This is a genomic window from Mesorhizobium sp. B2-5-13 (assembly GCF_006440535.1).
Classification (GTDB): Bacteria; Pseudomonadota; Alphaproteobacteria; order Rhizobiales; family Rhizobiaceae; genus Mesorhizobium; species Mesorhizobium salmacidum.
This window is the reverse complement of sequence record NZ_VFUI01000002.1, coordinates 511,726-535,166: the sequence shown is the minus strand read 5'-3', so window position 1 is coordinate 535,166 and position 23,441 is coordinate 511,726. Positions and strand designations below refer to the sequence as shown.

Sequence of the window (23,441 nt, the reverse complement as noted above, 5' to 3'; positions counted from 1 at the left end):
GTCCCCTCTTGAAAAACGATCGGCAGGCTGCCGATTTTGGCGCGCCACGTGTTAGCGGGGCAAAGCGCTGCTCGTCAAGCGTTGCCGCGGGTCTGGCCTGAATGTCGGAAGCGATATCTTGTGCCACCGGCGGTGCACGCCGCCGGTGCGAAGCGCATCGCCGATCAGTCGAGATCGCCCTCGGCGAGCGATTTCACCAGATCTATGATCCTGCGGCGTACCTTGACGTCGGCGATCTTGACAAAGGCCCGGTTGAGCTGAAGCCCTTCGGGACTGCCGCAGAATTCGACGGCGAACGCCATCGAGCTATCCTCGGCAAAGCCACGGTTGGCCGTCAACTCCTGCCCCGGCGCATCCTCGAAAAAGAAGGCGACGGGCACACCGAGTATCGAGGCTATCGCCTGCAGACGGCTGGCACCGACGCGATTGGTGCCCTTTTCATATTTCTGGATTTGCTGAAACGTGATGCCGAGATTCTCGCCCAGCTTTTCCTGGCTCATTCCGAGCATATTGCGGCGAAGCCGAACCCGACTTCCAACGTGAATATCGATGGGATTGGGTTTCTTCTTGTTTTCTTCTGTCATTTTTTCCTCGCCGAATTTTTTCGGCTTTGTGTTTTTTTCCTGCCCAAACAAAGCCGGAGGCGACTGCCCCAACAGAACGATCCACCGGCTTCGAGAAATTTTCAGGCCGTACAGTATGAGTTTCTAATGTGCCAACTGTCAATTCACCCGTAGCTTTTGCCTTACGTTCAACAGCAGCCCTACCAGCGCAAACAGCAACATGATCAGCATTGCGTTAATGCGTCGCTGGTTGGGCGAAATCACCGTCTGTTCGGAAACAGGCACCTTCACATCGATGACCCCACGCGCGTCGATCGCCAGCGCATCGACGACGCGGCCATGCGTGTCGACAACGGCCGAGATGCCGTTGTTGGCAGCACGCAACAAGGGCAATCCGTTCTCCACCGCGCGAATCTGGGCCTGCCTGAAATGCTGATACGGTCCCGGCGTGTCGCCGAACCACGCATCATTGGTAACGTTCACAATAAGCTGCGCTGACGTTGCGTCAACTGCCACCAGATCGGGAAAGATCACCTCGTAACAGATAAATGGCAGGGCACGAATGCCGCCCGGCAGCGCGATGGGATGGCGCTCGTTGCCGGCCGTGAACGTCAGCGGCCCGGCGACGAGCTGTTCGATGCCGAAACGGCCGAGCAGGTCGGCAAAAGGCAGGTACTCGCCGAACGGCACCAGATGGACCTTGTCCACGGCATCTGCGATTTCGCCCTTGTCGTTGATCGCCACAACGGAGTTGTAGTAGCGGCTCTCGGCGCTGGCGGCCGAGCCGCCCTCTTCACGCACGACGCCGGCGATCAGCATCTGGCCGTCGCCCAGCATGTCGCCCAGCGCCGTCAAGGCATCGGGGCGCTCGGTGAAAAGGAACGGCACCGAGGTTTCCGGCCAGAGAATCAGTTGCGGTTTTTCGTGACCTGGGTCCGGAGCCTTGGCGGACAGGCCCAGCAAGGTGGCGAAGATGCGGTCGCGCACCGAGGCGTCCCACTTTTCCGACAGGTCGACGGCCGGCTGGACGATGCGGACATCGAGACTGCGCGTCGCCGGCTTTTCGGGGGCCGTGAGCCTGACATAGCCAAAGCCGACATGGAGTGCGGCGAGTATGACAAACAGCGTGGTGCCCAGCCGAAGATGCCGGCGCGTCGCCAGCAGCGCCGGCAGTGCGAAAAGGAAGACCGCGAGCGCGTTCATGCCGGTCATGCCGGTTACCGAGACGCTCTGCATCAAAATAGGTACCGGCATCGCCGCGTAACCGACGGCATTCCAGGGAAAGCCGGTGAACAGGAAGCCGCGCAGCCACTCCGCCAGCGCAAAACCGAAGGCAAGGGCGGCGATACGGCCGATATCGCTGCTCCACAGGAGCCGGGCGACCATCGTTGCGAAGCCATAGAAGAATGCGAGCGCGAAAGGAATGCCGATCACAGCGAAGGGAAGCGCCCAGGCAAAGTCGTCGGCCTCGACCAGCAGCGCCGAGCCGATCCACCAGAGGCCGGCGAGGAAATAGCCGAAGCCGAACCACCAGCCGACGGCGAAGGCCGGCCGCAGGCGGCGCAACAGGCTGCCGGAGGCTTCGCCAGTCGCGCCGTCGAGCAGCCAGACCAGCACCGGAAACGAAATGAAACAGGCGGCGAAGAAATCGTAGGGCGCCTGGCCCAGCACCGCCAGCGCTCCGGCGAAAAAGGCCACCAGCGCGCGGCGCCAGCCCCAGAGCAGAATTATCCGACCGGCAAGGCGCACCATGAATACTTCCGAGTCGCGAGAATCAGGACGCAAGATTTATCAGGCCGCGGCCTGCAATCCAAACGCCGGCGCCGCCACCCGGCTGCGCTCTACCGGTGCCAGCCTTCGATGCGCAAGCCACCCAACCGCTCGGCCTTCGAGCCAATCCAGCGCCGCACGCGGGTCGCGGTAGAATACGCCAGAACCCAGGACCGGATGCTTGAACGGATCCTCGACCGTCATGGCGCGGAGCTTTTCAGGCCTGTTCGGTGCGCGCCGTGGCGCGCCGGCGGCGCTCGCCCTTCTGGCTCTGCACGATGCGGACACGCTTGACGCGGCGCGGATCGGCGTCAAGCACATGGAACTCGAAGCCGGGAATGGCCTGCACCACCTCGCCGCGCGCCGGCACGCGGCCGAGCGTGTTGAAGATCATGCCGCCAATGGTGTCGACATATTCGCCATGTTCACCCGCGGCGAAATCCTCGCCGATCATCTTGGCGACCTCGTCGATCTCGGCCTTGCCGTCGACGATGAACACGCCGTCACCGGTCTGGGTGATCATCGGCTCGTCGTCGTCGTGCTCGTCCTCGATGTCGCCGACCACCATCTCGACGATGTCCTCGAGCGAGACGAGGCCGTCCGTGCCGCCATATTCATCGATGACCAGGGCCATTTGCGTGCGCGTCGTCTGCATGCGGCCCATCAGGTCGGAAGCAAGCATCGACGGCGGCACGAACAGGACCTGGCGGATCAGGTTGAGCTCCCCGATGGTGCGCGCGAGGTCGACCTGGGCAAGATCGAGAACCGTGGCGACGGGCGTTTTACGGGTCGTGCGGCCCTTCCTGACGCGCGCAATCTTGGTGATATGGGCCAGCACGTCGCGGATATGGACCATGCCGCGCGGGTCGTCGAGCGTCTCGGAATAGACCGGCATGCGGGAATGGCCGGATTGCTCGAACATGCCAAGCAAGTCACCAAGCGTCGTGGCGATCTCGACCGCCTCGATATCGGCGCGCGGCACCATGACGTCCTCGACGCGCACTTCGCGCAGGCGCAGGATGTTGTTGAGCATGGCACGTTCGCCAGGCGAGAAGGATTCGACATCGCTTGTCGTTTCGGCGAGCGCGCCGGCGATCTCCTCGCGCAAGCTGGTGCCGTTGCGTTGCCGGAACAGGCCCAGCACGCGGTTGAACAGGGAGGGACCGGCAGGCGACGGGCCGGTGGCGGCGCTGCCGGTGTTGGCAACACCAGCGGTAACGGTACTGGGACTTGATCCCTCTTCCGACGTATCGGAAGCCTTGATCGCACTGCCGGCATCGGGGCGGGCGGCAGTCTCTGGTTTGTCGTTCATCGTCGTCCGGTCAATTGATCTTTTTAGTTACGCGTAGGGATCGCGAATGGCAAGCCTTGCAAGCGCGGCGCGCTCGACGGCTTCCATCTCCTCGGCCTCGGCGTCAGTCTCGTGATCATGACCCATGAGATGCAGCAGGCCATGGATGACGAGATGGCAGATATGGTTCTCCAGCGGCTTGTCTTCCAGTGTCGCCTCGCGCGCCACGGTTTCGGCGGCAAGCACGATGTCGCCGAGCATCGGCGGCAGCGGACCACCTTTCACATGCGGAAAAGCCGGGAAAGACAAGACGTTGGTGGGCTTGTCCTTGCCGCGCCAGTCCGCATTCAAGGTACGGACATGGGCATCGTCGGAAAAAACAATGCTGAGTTCGGAACGACCCGTCACACCGGTCTCGGCGAAAGCGGCGTCAACCGCGCGATCGACCAGCCGCGTCAGGCTTGCTTCATCGGGCCAGTTGCCCGCTTCAACCGATATATCGATCTCGACGGGACCCGGAAAGCTCCCGCCGCCGGATGTGCTGTCCTCAGGCATGAGGCCGCATCGTCACATCAATTCTCGGCGCCAAGGCCACGAGCCAGCTTGGTGTCCCGGTCATAGGCCCTGACGATTTCGGCCACCAGCGGATGGCGAACGACGTCGACGTCGTTGAAGCGCACGGTTACCGCGCCTGCCACACCGTCGAGCACACGCAAGGCTTCGACCAGGCCTGATTTGGTGCTCGGGGGAAGATCGATCTGGGTGGGATCGCCGGTGACGATCATGCGCGAGTTCTCGCCGAGACGGGTGAGAAACATCTTCATCTGCATCGGCGTGGTGTTCTGCGCCTCGTCGAGAATGACGGCGGCGTGCGCCAGCGTACGGCCGCGCATGAAGGCAAGCGGCGCGATTTCGATCACTTCGGCGGCAATCGCACGCTCGACCTTGTCGGCCGGCATCATGTCGTAGAGCGCGTCATAGAGCGGGCGCAGATACGGATCGACCTTCTCCTTCATGTCACCCGGCAGGAAGCCCAGCCGTTCGCCGGCCTCGACGGCCGGTCGCGACAAAATGATGCGTTCAACCATGCCGCGCTCGAGCAGCATCGCCGCATGCGCCACCGCCAGATAGGTCTTGCCGGTGCCGGCCGGACCGATGCCGAACACCAGTTCGGACCGCTCCAGCGCCCGCATATAGGCATCCTGGTTCAGCGAGCGGGCATAGATGGTCTTCTTGCGGGTAGCGATCTGGGCGGCGGAGACCTTGCCCTTGCGCTCCAATGTCGGCAGCGTGAGCTGATCATCGGCGGCGACAGCCATGCGCACGGCGCCGTCGACATCGGACTGGCCGATATCGACGCCCTTCTGCAGGATGCCGTAGAGATTGTCCAAGGCGCGGCGCGCCTGTTCGGCGGCAGAAGCGGACCCCTTGATGGTCAACTGGTTACCGCGCGAGCGGATGTCGACGCCGAGCTTCTGCTCCAACCGGGCGAGGTTCTCGTCGAACTGGCCGTAAAGGGCGCTGGCAAGCTTGTTGTTGTCGAAAGTCAGAACGATGTGCGCCATGTCAGAAGCCCCGGATGCCGGTACCGGGGGCAGATTCTTCAGCTCCGCTGCGCTCAACCGTCTCTCCTCATCTGCCGAGACCCTCAGGCCAATTCGGCGAACAGGCTGTTGTAGCCCGTCTTCGTGATTCGCACCTTGATAATGTCACCGATTTCGCCGGCCATTTCATCAACAATAACCGGCTGCAGCCAAGGCGAGCGACCAACCTTCTGGCCGGCCTGGCGGCCGGGCTTCTCGATCAATGTATCTATGGTGCTGCCGACCAAACTCAAGCCGAAATCCTGCTGTTGTTTCAACAGCAGTGCCTGCAGGCGCTGCAGGCGCTCATCCTTGACCGCTTCCGGCACGTGGTCGGGCATGTCGGCGCCCGGCGTGCCGGGGCGCGGCGAATATTTGAACGAGAAGGCCGAGGCGTAGTTCACCTGGCGCACCAGTTCCATCGTCGCCTCGAAATCGGTTTCCGTTTCGCCGGGGAAACCGACGATGAAGTCGCCCGACAACGCGATATCGGGGCGCGCGGCACGGATGCGGTCGAGTAGCGCCAGATAGTCGTTCGCCGTATGCCTGCGGTTCATCGTCTTCAGAATGCGATCCGAGCCGGATTGCACCGGCAGATGCAGATAGGGCATCAGCGACGGCAGGTCCCGGTGCGCCGCGATCAATTCGTCGTCCATGTCGCGCGGATGGCTGGTGGTATAGCGCAGCCGCGCTAGGCCAGGGATTTCAGACAACCTGAACAGCAGGCGGCCGAGACCCCATTCCTGACCGTTCTCGCCCTCGCCATGCCAGGCGTTGACGTTCTGGCCGAGCAGCGTCACCTCGCGCACCCCGGCCTCGGCCAGGCGCCCGGCCTCCGCGACGATCTGCGCCACCGGCCGCGACACTTCCGAGCCTCTCGTATAGGGCACGACGCAGAAGGTGCAGAACTTGTCGCAGCCTTCCTGGACGGTGAGGAAGGCGGTGACGCCGCGCTTGATCACCTCGGCACGCTTGGGCTGCGGCAGATGCTCGAATTTGTCCTCGATGGCGTATTCGGTCTCGACGATCTTCTCGCCGCCGCGCACTCTCGCCAGCACGTCGGGCAGACGGTGATAGGTCTGCGGCCCGATGACCAGGTCGACGGCCGGCGACCGGCGGATGATCTCGGCGCCCTCGGCCTGCGCCACGCAGCCAGCGACGCCGATCAGCATCTCGCGGCCGGCGCTGGCGCGCTCGGCCTTCATGTCACGGATGCGGCCAAGTTCCGAATAGACCTTTTCGGCGGCTTTTTCCCTGATATGGCAGGTGTTGAGCAGCACCAGATCGGCCTCGCCGATTGCATCGGTCGCGGTATAGCCGTCGGCGACCAGCGCATCGGTCATGCGCTGTGAATCATAGACGTTCATCTGGCAGCCATAGGTCTTGATGAAGACCTTCTTCGCTGCCGTGGTGCGCACCGCCGGCTGTCCGGCCACGGTGCCGATGTCGTCGCTTTCAATCGTGTTCAAGTCCATCCGGCGGCTTCTAACGCCTTTCCGTGACAAAAAACAGACGATTCTGGCATGCGTCAGCTGGCGCATGCCGGCGGCTAACGGCTCGGGAGCGGATCGGCGAGGGCCGCCTGCATCATCTCGCGCACCCGGCCTTCCATCAGCTTGGCCGTTTCCTTGCGGTTGGAACCCTTGGCAAAGGCGATCGGTTCGCCAAAATGCACCTCCACGTCGAGCGCGCCCTCGGCCATCAGCACCTTGAGATGCGGCATCAGGTCTTCGTCGCCGATCCAGGCGGCGATCGGGCGGTGGCGGCGGCCGAGTGGCACGCCGTGCAGCCGCGTGTAGGCGATCGCCACGGGCTGGATGAACACTTCCTGCGCGGCACCTTCCGAGATCGCCATCGAGGCGGCGCCGAACAGCGTGCTCTTGAAGGGCAGGACGACATTGCCGTCACCGGTCGACCCCTCGGCGAACAGCACCATGGCATCGCCCTTGGCCATGCGGTTGGCGATCTCGCTGGCCTGGTCGCCCGAGGAGCGCTTGCGCTCGCGCTCGATGAAGACGGTGCGCTGCAGCTTCGACAGCATGCCGATCAGCGGCCAGCCTTCCATGTCGGCTCGGGCGATGAACTTCACATCGGCAAAAGAGCCCAGCACCATGATGTCGGTCCAGGAAATGTGATTGGAGGCCACCAGCAAGGGCCGCTTGGCCGACAGCGTTCCCCTGACATGAATGCGCATGCCGAGCGCCCGGATGATCAGCCGGTGCCAGATCTTGAGGACGAAGGCTTCCGGCCACCAGCCCGTCTTCATCGACAGTATCTGCAGCGGCACGAGAACCAGCGACCCGGCGACGACAAGGCCCAGCGCCAGGAAAATCCTGATTTTTCCGATCATATGTCCTGGCCCTACCCGATCCCTCGCTAGCGAAGATCGCGGCGCATGACAAGCGCGCCGGTCGGCCCGCGATCAGGCGACTTGTAGTAATCCGGGCGCTTGCCGACTTCCCGAAAACCCAGCCGACGATAGAGGGCGATCGCGGCGGCATTGGTCTCATCGACCTCGAGGAACAGGGCTTCGGCACGCTGCGAATGGAGTTCGCGCAGCACCGCGTCCATCAACTGCCAGCCCAGGCCCTGGCGGCGATGCGATCGCGCCACCGCGACGGTCAGGATTTCACCCTCGCCCGCGGCCAGCCGGGCGAGGACGAAGCCAACAGGCGGCTTGTCGCCCTGCCCGGTTTCGCGCGCGGCATAGCCAAAGACGGTGTCCTGTTCGAGCAAGGCAGCGAACTCACCGTCGGTCCATGGGCGGACAAAGTCCTCGCGGTGCAGCACCGAGACAGCGGGGCTGTCGGTGACCCTGAGCGGCTCGAGCGCGTAGTCCCGGCGACGCGATTGGAGAAAGGGTATACGCATCAATTCTCGTTTTCTCGCCTGACCATGATCTCTGGACAAACAGGGCCGTTTGTCCGCGAAAACCGGCTTCCACTTTTCGGGATCATGGTCTTTGCCTCGAAAGTATAAATCCGGCCTGTGGCTTGGCATCGGCACCGCGCAGATAAAGCGGCTTCGGCCTTTCGCCCTGTCCCTTTGCGGCAGCCAGCCGGGCGTAGGTGAGGATGTCGGCGGTTGCTGTCCGAGGCCCGATGTCGAAGGTGCGGCCGATCAGCGTCGCTGCCGTACCGGCGAGCACCGCGGAATGCTCCGACGCCATGGCTACCGCGTTCGCAAGCGTGCTCACCGCCGGACCGTAAGTCAACACTGACATTTCATCGTAGAGCGCGGCATGGATTTCCTCGCGTCCGGCATCGAGCGCCGCCAGCACGGCACGGCCTGGAAATGCGGTGGCCGCCTCGGCGGCCAGCGCCTCGAGGGTCGTCACCCCGATTGCCGGCACCTTGAGCGCCAGCGCCAGGCCGCGCGCGGTCGACACACCGACGCGCAGGCCGGTGAAGGAGCCGGGGCCAACGGAAACGGCAATGGCGCCAAGGCCGGCGTAGTCGGTCGCACCGGCCTTCAACGCTTCGGCGATGACGGCCATCAGGTGCTCGGCATGGCCTTTGCCCAGATCGAGCACCGAACGGCCGAGCTCCCGCCCGACCGCCGCGTCGTAGACGCAGGCGGCGCAGAGGCTGGCGGCACAGTCGATGGCGAGAACTTTCATGAAACGACCGGTTCGAGAAACAATTCCCTGTGCCCGCCATAGCGCGCAATCGCAAGGGTATAGTGCACAATTTGTTAAGCGGCTTCGGTTTGGCCTGGCAGAAGAGCTTATGCCGCCTGCTCTATGCGCAGCATGTGGTTGTCCCAGACATAGGCCGGTTCCGACCGCGTGCCACCATTGCCCTCGATGATCTCGCCGGCGCCCGTGGTGGCCATGAAGCCGGCCCGGTCGGGCGCCACGCCGCAGACCTCGACCAGCGCGCTGGAGGAGACGACCCGGCCCCTTCCCGCATCGATCACGACCAGCGAATTACCTTCCGGCGAGGAGACGGCGACGGTACCGGCAACAGGATTGGCGGCGACCGAGCCGATATAGTTGCGGAAACCTGACAGCACGTCCTGCGGCATGTCGAGCAGCCGCAACTCCTTGCCCCGCGCCGCCCGTCCAACCAGAAGCGGACGATCGGTGCCGGGGCCTCGGTACTGGCAACCGAACCAGACGGCGCCGGTCTGGTCGGTATCCATGTGGCGGATCGACAATTGGTGCAATGCAGCCGGCAATTCATGCTTTTCGATCAGGTCGCCGGTGACGCGGTCGACCAGCACATAGGAGGGTTTCATGGTGGCAATGTTAAGCTCGGCGCGGCCATAGTCGGGATGGGTCTCGATGCCGCCATTGGCGACCGCGATCGTCTTGCCGTCGCCCAGCAGCAGAAGTTCGTGCGGCCCCATGCCGTAGGTCGGGAATTCGCCGATGCGACTGAATTTCGCCCGCGCATCGTAGACGCCGACCACGCCGGCCGCGTTGTCGAAATCGTTCTCGGTGGCGTAGAGCAGAGCGCCGTCGGGCGAGAACACGCCGTGACCGAAGAAGTGCCGGCCGGTGATGCTGGCGATGGTTTGCGGAGCGTCGCGCCCCGTGTGATCGAAAACGACGGCGAAGGTGCCGGGCTGGCGGGCGAAGACCACCGAACGCTTCGATATGGGATCGAAGGTGACGTCATGGCCGCGATCGGGCAAGTCGATCGCATGCAGAAGCTTGCCGGCCTCGGACAGGACGGCAGCGCCAAAACTGCCGTCGCGCTTGACGAAGGCGGTGGCGAAGACCGCGTCAGCAGCAAGCGTGTTTGCCCAGACGGAGGGCGTCACGGCGGCGGCGAAGCCGATGCCGGCGGCCCTCAAGAAATCGCGGCGGTCGATGAGCAATCTCTTCATGCTCAGTCCCCATCCAGCGACGAGAAGCCGGCGGTCAGGCCGAACTCGGCGGTCAGCCTGGTGCCGATCAAGGTCGACAGGCTGGAGGTGATCAGGGCGAAATGCTCGAGTTTTTCACGCAGCGCCGGATCGGCGAGCGCCTTGTCGATCGGGCCCCGGACGGCCTTGGCGGTCGCCACGCCGTTGACCAGTTGGATGTGGATCGATTCCGCCATCCAATGCGCATCCGGCGGCAGCGCGTCGCCAAGCTTCGACAGCTGGAACAGCGCATCGACGCCGGCCAGATTTCCAGCCAGCGCATTGGCGGTGTTTTGCGAACGCCAGTAGATCGCCTGTTTTGGCTTGTCGGCATCGGGTCTAGCGCCCAGAAAACCCTTCAGGCGCACATCGCGGACCATTTCCAGCTCGTTGATGAAGACGCCGACCAGTTCGGTGACCGCCTCGTTGCCATCGCGATAGAGCGCATTTTGCGGCCCCGGATTGGCCCAGAGTGCGGCGAAACCGTCCGGTTTGCTCCAGGCCGCGCTGACGTCGGCGGCGATGATTTCGATGTTGCCGGCAACGGCCGCACCATAGGCGCAGCGATAGGGTTCGTCCTTGCCCGTCAAGACATCGGCGCCGTCGCCGTAAAGCACGAATTCCAGCGCGCCGAGCCCCTGCATGGCAACGCTCTTGCCGGCGAGCTGGACAGGGTCGGTGGCGGCTGGATCCTCGTCCGACAACGCCGCCTGAACCTGTTTCAGACCGATGCTCTTGCGGTCCGGCCAGAACAGCATGCGCTCCAGCCTGTTGTTCTCCTTGATCGGCCCAAAACCGATGATCTCGGCCGATGACCAGGCATGAATGGTGGCCGAAAATTCGGCCCGCGCCGCATCAAGCTCCCCTTGCGACGGCGCCTCGCAGAGCTTGTGCATCGCTTTCACGAGGGCTTCCGTATGCTGGTGCAGGTCCTCATAGGCCGGTCGGATAAAGCCGTCGATCGCACGCTGGATGACGTCAGAGGCTTTCACCGCGGCCGATGCGGGCAAGGCCCCCAGCAGGGCCAATGGGAGAACGAGGACCAGCGCGAAACGCTTCGGCATCAAAGTGACTCCAGGAATTTGACCAATGCATCGCGCTCGATGGCGCCGGTGGCGGCAAAGCGGTCGCGCGCCTTCTGCGCCTCGCCACCATGCCACAGGATAGCCTCGACCAAAGAGCGCGCACGGCCATCGTGCAGATAGAAGGAATTGCCGTTGACCGTTTCGGTGAGGCCGATACCCCATAGCGGCGGGGTGCGCCACTCATTGCCGGTCGCCTCGCCCACGGTCTGGCCATCGGCAAGATCCGGCCCCATGTCGTGCAGCAGGAAATCGGAATAAGGCCAGATCAACTGGAACGCCTGCGCCTTGTCAGGCGCATCGCGACGGGTGACGAATTTCGGCGTGTGACAGGCGACGCAGCCGATTTCGTAAAAGACCTTCTTGCCGGCGAGCACATCAGGCGAAGCGAGGCCGCGCCGCGCCGGCACAGCCAGGTTCTGTGAATAGAAGGTGACGAGATCCATTACCGGCGCCGGCGCCTCGGCCGGGCCGAGACGCGCCTGCACGCCGTTGGGCATTGCGAGGCATTTTTCCTGCGCGGCGGTGCAATCACCCCAGTGTTTCGGCTCTTCCGCCGTCGAGATGCCGATATCGCCGGCAAAGGCATCCGCGGCCTGCTGGCGGATCGACGCCGCCTGCGCCTTCCAGCCGAAACGGCCAAGCGTCAGCTCGCCGCTTAGGTCATCACGCACGATGTTCAACTTGCCGGAGATGCCATCGCCGTCCCTGTCGTCCGGGTCGGCATGGGCCACAATGTCGGCCGGCGCAATCTGTTCGATCAGGCCAAGGCCAATCATCGGCGGCGTCAGGCGCGGCGACAGCGTGGTGCGCGGATCGAGCGGCCCATAGGCAAGATCGTCGACCGCGTAGGTGGGTTTGCGCAGGGAAATGACGGTGCCGTCCGTCAGTTCCACCTTGCGTTCCTTATAGTCGACTCGCATCCTGCCTTCTCCCTTGAGGCCAGGGACGGCCAGTTCCTGCAACTGCGTGCCATAGACCGGGTCCGGGAGATTGAGCAGCCTGTGGTCGGCGAGCGCCGCCTTCTCTTCCGCGCTGCTTGCGTCACGCGCCAGCCGCAGGAACATCGAGGTGGTGCCGGCATCGCCTTGCGGCGGTCGGCCGCGGCCATCCTTCAGATGGCAGTTCTGGCAGGCGCGTTCGTTGAACAGGGGCCCAAGCCCATCCGAGGCCTGCGTCGAGGATGGCGACGACACCCAGTTCTTGCGGAAAAGCGCGTTGCCGAGCTTGAAGGTGCCTTCTTCCTCGAAGCTGATGTTGGCTGAGGATTGCGAGAAGGAATCACGGCTGACGTCCTTCCGCGAGGTGCCGGCGCCACCTTGCATCAGTTCGAAAGGCTCGGGTTTGGAGAAATCCGTGGTCGGCCTGCTGACGGCGGTGACGCGCGCCTGATCCTTAGCATTGAGATCGGTGCGCGTGGTGGCGAGGCCGGCCGGTTGAAGGTCGCCGGCGATCGCGGAGGGTGTCAGCGCCAGCACCAGAATAAGGCCACGCCGACCAGCCGGTATCGCTGGCGTTTTCCGAAGGCGCAGCGGACCCTTGGCCCGCCGCAAGCGGCGCAGGACGTCTAAGAGGCGCCGCATTCCCGCATATCCTTAGTCCGCCTCGTCCGCCGATGCGGCGTTGAGCTGGCCGTACTTCTCCTCGCCGATCGAGGCAAGGAGGTCGAGCTGCGTCTCGAGGAAGTCGATGTGGCCTTCCTCGTCGGTCAGCAGTTCCTCGAACAGTTTCATCGATACGTAGTCGCCCGCTTCATCGCAAATTTCGCGCGAGCGCTTGTAGGCAGTGCGCGCGTCATATTCACCGGCAAGATCGGATTCGAGCACTTCCTTGACGTTCTGGCCGATGCGCAGCGGCGCCACGGACTGAAGGTTGGGATGGCCTTCAAGGAAGATGATGCGGGCCACGAGCTTGTCGGCGTGGTGCATCTCCTCGATCGATTCCGCACGCTCCTTCTTGGCCAGCTTGGCGTATCCCCAATCCTCGAGCAGACGGAAATGCACCCAATATTGGTTGACGGCGCCGAGTTCCAGAAAAAGAGCCTCGTTAAGCCGCTCGATGACCTGTGGTTCGCCTTTCATGGGTTCTGCTCCCGTATTGAACGCGCAGGCCTCTGACGCGATCCAGATGTGAAACGATGTCCACGCCGCTCGCCTGCGAGCGGGCGTGGTAGTTCTCGGTGACCCGAATGATCGTTTCGACCACATTTGGGAAGCAGCCGCAACACCGACCCCGTTTGTGCATGGCGTGATAGACTTTTGCCGGCACGATGAGTTGCCAGGGATCCTGATCCAGCAGGCCGATGATCGTCTGCTCGATCTCCTTCTCGGTGATGATGTTGCAATGGCAGATCAGCATTTCGTCGCTCTGGCTGACGGCGCCGGTGCGGCGCCGTTTGGCTTGGGGTAGGCCTACTTGAACACCTTGTCGGGTGCGTCGAGGCTGTCGGAACCTTCGAAGGCAATGGCGTTCAACTTCAACGAACCGACCGCGCGCTCGATCGACTTGGTCTGGTCGATCAACGCGTCGATCGCCGCCTGAACGGTGGCATTGCCCGCCGTATTGCCTTCGGCGATCTGCTGGTCATAGGCCTCGCCGGCCTCGGCGCGCGCCTTGATCGCCTCCATCCTGGCGACGGTGACATCGAGTTTATCAGTCAATTCCTTGTCGATCGCCGGATCGGCGACCTTGACCATATCGGACACCGAGGGACCTGAAACGACGGTGCCATCAAGCCTGGTATAGCTGGCATGGTAAGCGGCGCGGATGCCGACTGCATCATAGAGATGTGAGTTGTAGGTGTTGTCGGAGAAGCAGTCTTGCTCCTCTTCCGGGTCATGCAGCAGCAGGCCGAGCTTCATGCGTTCACCCGCCAGTTCGCCGTAGGAGAGCGACCCCATGCCCGTGAAGATGATCGAGATCGCGGTGTTCGGCTCGCCATCGACGAGGTTCTTGCGCGCGGCGCCGTCTTCCTTCCAGTCGTTGACCATCTTCCGCAGGTCGGAAACCAGAAGGTCAGTTGCCGATTTCAGGTACTGTGCGCGGCGGGCGCAATTGCCGCCGGTGCAGTTCTTGAGGTCGTAGTCCGTATAGGGACGCTCGCCCGCGCCTGGACCGGTGCCGTGCAGATCCTGGCCCCAGAGCAGGAACTCGATGGCGTGATAGCCGGTAGCGACGTTGGCCTCGATACCACCGGCTTGCTGCAAGGTGCCGGAGAGGAATTCCGGCGAAAGCGTCGAGGCGTCGATCTTCTTGCCGTTGATCTCGATGTCCTTGTTGGCGATCACATTGGCGGTATAGAGAGAATTCGCATCGGACTCGGTGCCGTAGCTCTTGGCGACATAGTCGATCAGGCCTTCGTCCAGTGGCCAGGAATTCACCTCACCTTCCCAGTCATCGACAATCTTGTTGCCGAAGCGGTAGACCTCGGTCTGCTGGTAGGGCACGCGCGCCGCCTTCCAGGCGTCGCGGGCAGCATGGAGCGTTTCCGCCGACGGGTTGGCAAGCAGTGCGTCAACCGCCTTGTCGAGCGCCTGCGCCGTGGTCAGCGAATCCTCATATTTGGCAAGCCCGATATCCGCGTAAGTCTTGATGACCGCCTTCGCGTCGGTTTCCGCCCTGGCAGGCAGCACGAATACCGCTGCCGTCAGCAGCGCCGTGGCGCCGATCGCCGCCAGCCTGCCGCCATATCGTGCTGTCATTATCGCTCTCCAGTTCCTCGGAAATTTTCTAAGCGGCGCGCGCGCCAACCCACGCCAGGCCACATTCATGCCATTGGGCGCAAGACATGCCGCGTGATCACGCGGCTCAGGGAAGAAAGACACCAAAATGCCTCCAATCGAACGGGTTCAAGGCCCAGACATCAAAGGGATGCGCCAATGCGCGAGCTTCCTTAAAGCTTCGAGTCCGATGAAAGTCAATGGGAATTGCTGGAAAACCCAATCGAAACAATAGTTTAGAATTATTCTAAACTGCAATAGTCAACTTTATGCGCCCGTTGCGCCGACACTGCACCGAACTGTACGATTGACAGTCGCCGTCCCGGGTGCGACCCGCAAACCCTCTCTTGCGGCGGCGCCAGACAATTGCCACTTGGCAAGACGTCCTAGGATCGAGCGGGATCGGAATGCGATGAAGAACGGCGTGGTCATTGTCGGTGCGGGTCACGCGGGCGTGCAGGCGGCCGCCAGTCTGCGCGAGGATGGCTATGACGGGCCGGTGATCCTGGTCGGCGACGAGAACGAACTGCCCTACCACAAGCCGCCGCTGTCGAAGACCTTCATCAAGGAGGCCGGAGCCAAGCCTCAACCGCTTCGGGGCGAGACGTTCTACACCGGCAGCGCCATTGACTACCGGCCGGGGATGCGGATCGAGCGCATCGATGCCGGCCGCCATAGTCTCGACATTGCCGGCGGCGGCGTACTTGCCTTCGACCATCTGATCCTGGCGACCGGATCGCGCCCGCGCGCCCTGCCGCTGCCCGGCGCGGATCTGTCCGGTGTGGTGTCGCTGCGCTCGCTGGCCGATGCGCGGCTGATCCGGGAGTTGAGCGCGCGGAGCGAAGACGTCGTTATCCTCGGCGGCGGCTTCATCGGGCTGGAGATCGCCGCGACGCTGCGGGCGGCCGGCCGCACCGTGACGGTCGTCGAAGCCGTCGACCGGCTGCTCGGCCGCGCCGTGGCGCCGATGGTGGCGAGCCATGTCCGGCAAAGGCTGGAAGCGACAGGCGTGCGCATCCTCACCGGAACCTCGATTTCAAGGCTCGAAGGCGAAAACGGCCATGTCACGGCCGCGATCACCTCGTCAGGCGAAAGGCTGCCGGCGCGCATGGTCGTGGTCGGCATCGGCGCCGTGCCGAATGTCGAACTGGCGCAAGCCGCGGGCCTTGCTGTCGCCAACGGCATCCGCGTCGATCACCAGATGCGCAGCTCGGCGCCGGAGATTCTGGCCATCGGCGATGCCGCCTCCTACCGGCACTGGTTCACCGGCGGTGAGGTGCGGCTGGAATCGGTGCAGAACGCCACCGACCAGGCGCGGCTTGCCGCCCGGACAATTACCGATCACACCGACGCCTACTCGGCGGTGCCATGGTTCTGGTCCGACATCGGGGACATGAAGCTGCAGATGGTCGGCCTGACCGCCGGCGGCGACAGCCATGTCGTGCTGGGCGACCTGCCCGACAACAAATTCTCGATCTACCACTATGCCGGCGACCGGCTGCTCGGCATCGAATCCGTCAACCGCCCCGGCGACCACATGCTTGGCCGCAAGATGCTCGGCGTCGGTTTTTCGCCGACACCGCAAATGGTGGCAGTGGGTCCCGAGGGGTTGAAGGCGGCTCTGGCTGCCTTTCAGCAGAATGAGCCGGCAAGAGCTGCGGGATAGCCGCCCTCCCCTTGTGGGAGGGTCGCTGCGAAGCAGCGGCGGGGTGGGGTCGGCGCCAAGCCCCCCACCCGGACCTGCGGTCCGACCTCCCCACGAGGGGGAGGTAACGCGGTTCAGGCGGCGCAGACTTCGCGGATCGAGCTTTCCAGAATGTCGAGCGCTTCGTTCATGACCTCGTCCTGGATGGTGATCGGCGCCAGGAAGCGGATGACGTTGCCGTAGACGCCGCAGGTCAACAGGATCAGACCCTTGTCGAGCGCCTTCAGGCGGATCGCGTTGGCGATCTCGGCCGACGGCAAGCCCTTCTTGACATCGTTGAATTCGACCGCGTTCATGAAGCCCAGACCCCTGATGTCGACAATCTCGGGAACGTCGTCACGGATCGACTGCAGACGCTGCTTCAGCCGCGCGCCCAGCGTGTTGGCGCGGTCGCAGAGCTTTTCGTCCTCGATGACATCCAGGACGGCGTGTGCCGCGGCGACGCCGATCGGGCTGCCGCCATAGGTGCCGCCGAGCCCGCCGGGGCTGGGCGCATCCATGATCTCGGCGCGGCCGGTGACCGCCGACAGCGGGAAGCCGCCGGCGAGGCTCTTGGCCATGGTGGTGATGTCGGCCGCCACCTCATGGTGGTCCATGGCGAACATCCTGCCGGTGCGGGCAAAGCCGGTCTGCACTTCGTCCGCGATGAGCAGCATGCCGTGCTGGTCGCAAAGCTTGCGCAGCGCCGTAAGGAGTTCACGCGGCGCGTCGTAGAAGCCGCCCTCGCCCTGAACCGGCTCGATGATGATCGCGGCGACGCGGGCCGGATCGACATCGGCCTTGAATAGCTTGTCGAGCGCGGCCAGCGAATCGGCGACCGAGACACCATGCAGTTGCACGGGGAACGGCACGTGGTAGACGTCGCCCGGCATGGCTCCGAAGCCAACCTTGTAGGGCACGACCTTGCCGGTCAGCGCCATGCCCATGAAGGTGCGGCCGTGGAAGCCGCCGCCAAAGGCGATGACGGCCTGGCGGCCGGTGGCGTTGCGAGCGATCTTGATGGCATTCTCCACCGCCTCGGCGCCGGTGGTGACGAAGATGGTCTTCTTCTCGAACTTGCCGGGCAGCATGGCGTTCAGCCGTTCGGCCAGCCGCACATAGCTTTCATAAGGCACGACCTGGTGGCAGGTGTGGGTGAAGCGGTCGAGTTGCGCCTTGACTGCCTCGATCACCCTGGGATGGCGGTGGCCGGTGTTGACGACGGCGATGCCCGAGGAGAAGTCGATATAGCGGCGGCCCTCGACATCCCAGATTTCCGAATTTTCAGCCCGATCGGCGTAGATCTGCGTGGTCATGCCGACGCCGCGCGAGATCGACTGGTTCTTGCGTTCGGAAATGGCGGAGTTCTTCATGATATCCCTTACCGGGCCGGCGCCCGTTCTGTTTGATGTCGTTGAATTCCCCTTCTGGCCTTATTTCAGATTTTCCTCAAGTCGGCACCGTCACCGGGTCGATTGGGCCTGACCAGTCCGGCGATTCACCGGTTTCCTTTTCTTCGGGATCGATTATCCTCCTGATATCCGGGAGGGGATCGCGATCAGCGACCGGCGCGCGACCGAGGGAACCATGAGCAGGAACGCGACATCGTCCATCTCGCCGCGATCCGCCAAAACTCCCTCTTTGTCTTGTCCAGCCGCTTCGATTCTCGCCTGCACGGCCCTGGTGCTGCTCGCCGGTTGCCAGAAGCAGGAGGCGGCGGAAAAGAAGCTGCCGGTCATGGTGCGCACCGAAACGGTGGCGATGGCCGATTATGCGCCGAGAACCTCGCTGACCGGGGTGATCGCGGCGCGTACGTTGAACAATCTTTCGTTCCGGGTTGGCGGACGCGTCGCGGAGCGGCTTGTCGATGTCGGCCAGCATGTCGATCAGGGGACAGTGCTTGCCCGCATCGATCCGCAGGAGCAGGAATCCGATCTGCGTTCGGCGCAGGCCGATCTCGATGCCGCGCAGGCGCAATTGACACAGGCCGCGGCCACTTTCGAGCGGCAAAAGACGCTGCTTGCCCAGGGCTTCACCACGAGGCGCGACTATGACGTGGCCGACCAGACGCTGAAGGTGGCGCAAGGCAGCGTCGATGCCGCGCGGAGCGCGCTCACCAATGCCCAGCAGAACCTGTCCTTCACCGAACTCAAGGCCGGTGCGGCCGGCGTGATCACCGCCCGGCAGGTCGAAACCGGCCAGGTGGTGCAGGCGGCGCAGACCGTCTTCACCGTCGCCGAGGATGGCGACCGCGACGCGGTGTTCAATGTGCAGGAGACGCTGGTCGCCAGGACGCCGGCCTCTCCGGCGGTGACGATCACGCTGTTGTCCGACCCGCAGGTCAGGGCAACAGGCAAGGTGCGCGAAATCTCGCCGGCGGTCGACCCGGCTTCAGGCTCGATAAGGGTCAAGGTCGCCATTCCCGACACGCCCGCCGGCATGCCGCTCGGGGCAGCCGTGATCGGCTCGGTCGGCGCCAAGCCGGCGAAGGCGATCCTGTTGCCTTGGCAGGCCCTGACATCCAGTGCCGGCAAGCCGGCGGTCTGGATCGTCGATCCCGCGTCCAAGGCAGTCGCGACGACGCCGGTGGAGGTGCTGGCGTTTGATTCAGGTACCGTCGTCATCGCCAAGGGACTGAACGAAGGCCAGAGCGTCGTTACATCAGGCGGGCAATTGCTCAGCCCCGGCCAGACGGTCGAGATATCGGGAGCGGCGCAATGAAGCGGCTGCTACCCGTCCTGCTTGGCCTTGCCGCGCTTGCCGCCTGTTCGAAATCGGACGAGAAGCCGCCGGAGATCGTCCGGCCGGTGCTGTCGGTGGTGGTCGAGCCGCGCACCACGCAAACCTTCGGTTTCGCCGGCTCGGTCGAACCGCAGGTCAGCGCCGACCTTGCCTTCCGCCTGCTCGGTCGCGTCGTCTCGCGCGACGTCAAGGTCGGCGACATCGTCAGCAAGGGCACGACGATCGCGGCACTCGACCCAACCGCGCTGGAGTTGGCCGTCCAGGCGGCCAAGGCCGAACTCTCCAATGCCGAGGCGCAATTCGCCAATGCCGCCGCCAGCGAGGAGCGCCAGCGCCAGTTGCTCACGTCCGCCAATACGTCGCAATCGGTCTTCGATGCCGCGCAGCAGGCACGCAAAGCCGCGGAAGCCAGTGTCGAGCGGGCAAAGGCTTCGCTGGCCAAATCCCGGGAGCAACTCGGCTATGCCAGGCTGTTCTCGGATTTCGATGGCGTCGTCACCGCCGTCGGTGCCGAGGTCGGCCAGACGGTCTCACCCGGGCAGACGGTCGTCACCGTGGCGCGCTCGGACCCGCGCGAGGCAGTCGTCGACATTCCCGACCAGTTGACCGGCGATCTAACGGCCGGCACGCCGTTCCATGTCGTCCTGCAGTCGCTGCCGACAATTCAGACCGAGGCCAAGCTGCGCGAGATCGCGCCCCAGGCCGAGGGCTCGACCCGAACGCGCCGCGTCAAGCTGACGCTGACCGATCCGCCGCAGGCCTTCAGGCTCGGCTCGACGGTAACGGCGATCCGCATGACCAAGGTCGTACCAAGGATCGAGCTGCCCATCTCGGCTTTGCTCGACAAGAATGGTTCCGAAAAAGTGTGGATCGTCGACCCGCAGACCTCCAGCGTGAGCATGCGCGATATCAAGGTCGCGTCGAAGGCCGGCGGCACCTTCACTGTGGCCGAAGGGCTCGAAGCCGGGATGCGCGTCGTCACGGCGGGCGTCCACAACCTGAGCGAGGGCCAGAAGGTCAAAGTGCCCGAGGGAGGGGCCTCATGAAAGGCTTCAACCTCTCCGACTGGGCGCTCAACCACCGCTCGCTGGTCTGGTATTTCATGCTGGTCTTCGTGGTGGCTGGCGTGTTTTCCTATCTCAATCTCGGCCGCGAGGAAGATCCGGCCTTCACCATCAAGACCATGATCATCCAGGCCAACTGGCCGGGCGCATCGGTCAATGAAACGGTGCGGCAGGTGACCGACCGCATCGAGAAGAAGCTCGAGGAACTCGACAGCCTCGACTACACCAAATCAGTCACCACAGCCGGCCAGACTGTCATCTTCGTCAACCTGAAGGACACCACCAAGGCGCGCGACGTCGTGCCGAACTGGCTTCAGGTGCGCAACATGGTCAACGACATCAAGGCGCAATTTCCGCAAGGCGTGCAAGGCCCGTTCTTCAACGACCGCTTCGGCGATGTCTACGGCAACATCTATGCCTTCACCGCAGACGGGCTGACACAACGTCAATTGCGCGACTATGTGGAGGATATCAGGACAAAAATCCTGACCGTGCCCAATGCCGGCAAGGTCGATCTGGTCGGCGCGCAGGACGAGGCCATCTATCTCGAATTCTCGACGCGCCAGATAGCGGCGCTTGGCCTCAACCAGCAGCAAATCGTCGCCAGCCTGCAGGCGCAGAATGCGATCACGCCGTCCGGCGTGATCCAGTCCGGGCCGGAGCGCATCAGCGTGCGCGTCGGTGGCCAATTCACTTCCGAGGAGAGCCTGCGCGCCATCAATCTGCGCGTCAACGATCGGTTCTTCCGGCTGAGCGACGTGGCGACGATCACCCGCGGTTACGTCGACCCGCCGACGGCCTTGTTCCGCTTCAACGGCCAAAACGCGATCGGGCTTGCCATCGGCATGAAGCCCAATGCCAATCTGCTCAAATTCGGCGAGGCACTGCACGAGGAGATGAACAAGGTGCTGGCCGACTTGCCGGTCGGCGTCGGCGTGCATCTGGTCGCCGACCAGCCTGTCATCGTCGAGGAGGCGGTCTCGGGTTTCACGCGTGCGCTGTTCGAGGCGGTAGCCATCGTGCTCGCGGTGTCGTTCATCAGCCTCGGCATGCGCGCCGGCTTCGTCGTGGCGCTGTCGATCCCGCTGGTGCTGGCCATCACCTTCACGGTCATGGAGTATCTGGGGATATCGCTGCAGCGCATTTCACTGGGCGCGCTGATCATCGCGCTCGGACTGCTGGTCGACGATGCGATGATCGCGGTCGAAATGATGGTGGCGCGGCTGGAGGTTGGTGACAATCTGCGCAAGGCGGCGACCTATGTCTACACCTCGACCGCCTTCCCGATGCTGACCGGGACGCTGGTGACGGTCGCAGGCTTCATCCCGATCGGGCTCAACTCGAGTGCTGCCGGCGAATACACCTTCACGCTGTTCGTCGTCATCGCCGTATCGCTGCTGGTGTCATGGATCGTGGCGGTGCTGTTCGCGCCGCTGCTCGGCGTCACCATCCTGCCGGCGACAATGAAGACCAAGCATCACGACCGGCCGGGCCGCTTCACGTCGCTGTTCCGGCGCGTGCTTGTCGGCTCGGTGCGCCGGCATTGGCTGACGATCATCGTGACCGTGCTTCTGTTCGCTGCCTCGATCGCCGGCTTCGGCCTAGTGCAACAGCAGTTCTTCCCGCCTTCCGACCGGCCGGAGCTGATCGTCGACTGGAACCTGCCTCAGAACTCCTCGATTGCCGAAACACGCAACCAGGTGGAGCGCTTCGAACAGCGGGCGCTGGTCGGCAATCCCGACATCGACCATTTTTCCTCCTATATCGGTCAGGGCGCGGTGCGCTTCGTGCTGGCCTATGACGTGCAGCCGGCCAATCCCTATTTCGGCCAGACGGTGATTGTCACCAAGAGCATTGAGGCGCGCAACCGGGTGAAGCCGGCGCTGGAGAAGCTGCTGCGCGCGGAGTTTGTCGGCACCGACGCCTTCGTCAAGCCGCTTGAGCTCGGACCACCGGTTGGACGGCCTGTACAGTACCGCGTCGGCGGCCCTGACATCCAGACGGTTCGAGAACTGGCGCAGCAATTCGCCGGCGTGATCTCAGCCAATCCGAAGCTCGCAGCACCGACCTTCGACTGGAACGAACCGCAGCGTGTGCTGAGGGTCGACGTACTGCAGGACAAGGCGCGCCAGCTCGGCATCACCTCGTCCGACATCGCCAGCACGCTGAACAGCACGGTGGGCGGCGCGACTATCACACAGGTGCGTGACGCGACATACCTCATCAACGTCGTGGCCCGTTCGCGCGAAGCCGAGCGCGGCTCGATCGAGACGCTGCAGAACATCCAGCTGCCGACCGGCAATGGCGAGGCGATCCCCCTCGCCGCGGTCGCCAATTTTCGCTACGATCTGGAGCAGCCCACCGTCTGGCGGCGCGACCGCATCCCGACTATCACGGTGCGCGCCGGCTTGGTTGGCGACGTACTGCCGGCGACCGTCGTCAACGAGTTGAAGCCGTCGGTCGACGCCTTCATCGCCAAGCTGCCGCCTGGCTATTCGGTCGAGACCGCCGGCTCGGTCGAGGAAAGCGCCAAGAGCCAGGGACCAATCGCGGCCGTAGTGCCGCTGATGCTGTTCGTCATGGCGACCATCCTGATGGTGCAGTTGCAGAGCTTCCAGCGCCTGTTCCTGGTGGTGGCGGTGGCGCCATTGGGCCTGATTGGCGTTGTGGCGGCCCTGGTGCCAAGCGGCGCGCCGCTCGGCTTCGTCGCCATCCTCGGCGTGCTGGCGCTGATCGGCATCCTGATCCGCAACTCGGTCATCCTGATCGTCCAGATCGAGGACCTTGTCGCCGGGGGCAGGGATCGCTGGGCCGCGGTCATCGAAGCGACAGAGCACCGCATGCGGCCGATCGCGCTGACCGCCGCCGCGGCCAGCCTGGCCCTGATCCCGATCGCCCGCGAAGTGTTCTGGGGGCCGATGGCCTACGCGATGATGGGCGGCATCATTGCGGGTACCGCAATCACGCTGCTGTTCCTGCCGGCGCTTTATGTGACGTGGTTCAGGATCAAGGAGCCGAAAGACGCGGCGGAAGGCGAAGCGCAGCAGGATGAGGTCCTGCCGGAGAGCGGAGCGGCCTGAGGCGGGAAATAC

At 63.8% G+C, this 23,441-nt stretch carries 20 protein-coding genes; 4 read left to right on the top strand and 16 right to left on the bottom strand.

The window, feature by feature from the left end:
* Positions 1 to 164: 164 nt before the first annotated feature.
* The 15 genes from FJ434_RS05800 to FJ434_RS05725 all read right to left on the bottom strand — a co-directional run bounded on the left by FJ434_RS05800 (position 165) and on the right by FJ434_RS05725 (position 14,841).
* Positions 165 to 584, bottom strand: coding sequence for a helix-turn-helix transcriptional regulator (locus FJ434_RS05800; RefSeq protein WP_027142040.1), 420 nt, complete (start codon positions 582 to 584; stop codon positions 165 to 167).
* Positions 585 to 722: 138 nt separating this feature from the next.
* Positions 723 to 2,315 (bottom strand): apolipoprotein N-acyltransferase, encoded by a 1,593-nt coding sequence (lnt, locus tag FJ434_RS05795; RefSeq protein WP_140746509.1) that lies wholly within the window; start codon positions 2,313 to 2,315, stop codon positions 723 to 725.
* 235 nt (positions 2,316 to 2,550) lie between these two features.
* The gene (locus FJ434_RS05785) at positions 2,551 to 3,645 is read right to left on the bottom strand and encodes a hemolysin family protein (RefSeq protein WP_140716096.1); all 1,095 of its coding nucleotides are present in this window, start codon (positions 3,643 to 3,645) and stop codon (positions 2,551 to 2,553) included.
* 27 nt (positions 3,646 to 3,672) lie between these two features.
* A complete protein-coding gene (gene ybeY, locus FJ434_RS05780) occupies positions 3,673 to 4,179 on the bottom strand; it encodes an rRNA maturation RNase YbeY (RefSeq protein ID WP_140746506.1) in 507 nt (168 codons plus the stop codon).
* Between the two features lie 17 nt (positions 4,180 to 4,196).
* Positions 4,197 to 5,189 carry a PhoH family protein gene (locus FJ434_RS05775; protein ID WP_027142045.1) on the bottom strand — a complete coding sequence of 331 codons (993 nt, stop codon included), beginning with the start codon at positions 5,187 to 5,189 and terminating at the stop codon, positions 4,197 to 4,199.
* An 83-nt stretch (positions 5,190 to 5,272) separates the two neighbouring features.
* Positions 5,273 to 6,682, bottom strand: coding sequence for a tRNA (N6-isopentenyl adenosine(37)-C2)-methylthiotransferase MiaB (gene miaB, locus FJ434_RS05770; RefSeq protein ID WP_140746503.1), 1,410 nt, complete (start codon positions 6,680 to 6,682; stop codon positions 5,273 to 5,275).
* A 74-nt stretch (positions 6,683 to 6,756) separates the two neighbouring features.
* Positions 6,757 to 7,557 carry a 1-acyl-sn-glycerol-3-phosphate acyltransferase gene (locus tag FJ434_RS05765; RefSeq protein ID WP_140507671.1) on the bottom strand — a complete coding sequence of 267 codons (801 nt, stop codon included), beginning with the start codon at positions 7,555 to 7,557 and terminating at the stop codon, positions 6,757 to 6,759.
* Between the two features lie 26 nt (positions 7,558 to 7,583).
* Complete coding sequence (rimI, locus tag FJ434_RS05760) at positions 7,584 to 8,078, bottom strand: ribosomal protein S18-alanine N-acetyltransferase (RefSeq protein ID WP_027142048.1); 495 nt, start codon at positions 8,076 to 8,078, stop codon at positions 7,584 to 7,586.
* An 82-nt stretch (positions 8,079 to 8,160) separates the two neighbouring features.
* Complete coding sequence (tsaB, locus tag FJ434_RS05755) at positions 8,161 to 8,826, bottom strand: tRNA (adenosine(37)-N6)-threonylcarbamoyltransferase complex dimerization subunit type 1 TsaB (protein WP_140746500.1); 666 nt, start codon at positions 8,824 to 8,826, stop codon at positions 8,161 to 8,163.
* 107 nt (positions 8,827 to 8,933) lie between these two features.
* On the bottom strand, positions 8,934 to 10,040 hold the full coding sequence (locus FJ434_RS05750; protein ID WP_140746497.1) for a DUF1513 domain-containing protein: 1,107 nt from the start codon (positions 10,038 to 10,040) through the stop codon (positions 8,934 to 8,936).
* A 2-nt stretch (positions 10,041 to 10,042) separates the two neighbouring features.
* Entirely contained in the window at positions 10,043 to 11,122 is a 1,080-nt protein-coding gene (locus tag FJ434_RS05745; RefSeq protein ID WP_140746494.1) for an imelysin family protein, read from the bottom strand.
* The gene (locus FJ434_RS05740; RefSeq protein ID WP_140746491.1) at positions 11,122 to 12,723 is read right to left on the bottom strand and encodes a di-heme oxidoredictase family protein; all 1,602 of its coding nucleotides are present in this window, start codon (positions 12,721 to 12,723) and stop codon (positions 11,122 to 11,124) included. The genes FJ434_RS05745 and FJ434_RS05740 overlap by 1 nt, the downstream gene beginning before the upstream one ends.
* Positions 12,724 to 12,735: 12 nt before the next feature.
* Complete coding sequence (gene bfr, locus FJ434_RS05735; protein ID WP_027142053.1) at positions 12,736 to 13,221, bottom strand: bacterioferritin; 486 nt, start codon at positions 13,219 to 13,221, stop codon at positions 12,736 to 12,738.
* Positions 13,187 to 13,498, bottom strand: coding sequence for a (2Fe-2S)-binding protein (locus FJ434_RS05730; RefSeq protein ID WP_140507681.1), 312 nt, complete (start codon positions 13,496 to 13,498; stop codon positions 13,187 to 13,189). Before FJ434_RS05730 ends, bfr begins: the two co-directional genes overlap by 35 nt.
* A 53-nt stretch (positions 13,499 to 13,551) precedes the next feature.
* On the bottom strand, positions 13,552 to 14,841 hold the full coding sequence (locus tag FJ434_RS05725; protein WP_140746488.1) for an imelysin family protein: 1,290 nt from the start codon (positions 14,839 to 14,841) through the stop codon (positions 13,552 to 13,554).
* A 430-nt stretch (positions 14,842 to 15,271) separates the two neighbouring features.
* On the opposite strand from FJ434_RS05725, the gene FJ434_RS05720 reads away from it, so the two are divergent.
* Positions 15,272 to 16,525 carry an FAD-dependent oxidoreductase gene (locus tag FJ434_RS05720; RefSeq protein ID WP_140746485.1) on the top strand — a complete coding sequence of 418 codons (1,254 nt, stop codon included), beginning with the start codon at positions 15,272 to 15,274 and terminating at the stop codon, positions 16,523 to 16,525.
* 113 nt (positions 16,526 to 16,638) lie between these two features.
* Here FJ434_RS05720 and FJ434_RS05715 read toward each other — a convergent pair whose 3' ends face one another.
* Positions 16,639 to 17,916: a 4-aminobutyrate--2-oxoglutarate transaminase gene (locus tag FJ434_RS05715; protein ID WP_140746482.1), complete on the bottom strand. Its 1,278-nt coding sequence runs from the start codon at positions 17,914 to 17,916 to the stop codon at positions 16,639 to 16,641.
* Between the two features lie 214 nt (positions 17,917 to 18,130).
* Here FJ434_RS05715 and FJ434_RS05710 point away from each other — a divergent pair, with 214 nt between their 5' ends.
* The 3 genes from FJ434_RS05710 to FJ434_RS05700 are packed head-to-tail and all read left to right on the top strand — an operon-like array spanning position 18,131 to position 23,429.
* Positions 18,131 to 19,264, top strand: coding sequence for an efflux RND transporter periplasmic adaptor subunit (locus FJ434_RS05710; protein ID WP_140746478.1), 1,134 nt, complete (start codon positions 18,131 to 18,133; stop codon positions 19,262 to 19,264).
* Positions 19,261 to 20,331, top strand: a complete 1,071-nt coding sequence (locus FJ434_RS05705; RefSeq protein ID WP_140746475.1) for an efflux RND transporter periplasmic adaptor subunit — start codon at positions 19,261 to 19,263, stop codon at positions 20,329 to 20,331. The genes FJ434_RS05710 and FJ434_RS05705 overlap by 4 nt, the downstream gene beginning before the upstream one ends.
* A complete protein-coding gene (locus FJ434_RS05700) occupies positions 20,328 to 23,429 on the top strand; it encodes an efflux RND transporter permease subunit (protein WP_140746472.1) in 3,102 nt (1,033 codons plus the stop codon). Before FJ434_RS05705 ends, FJ434_RS05700 begins: the two co-directional genes overlap by 4 nt.
* Positions 23,430 to 23,441 lie beyond the last annotated feature (12 nt).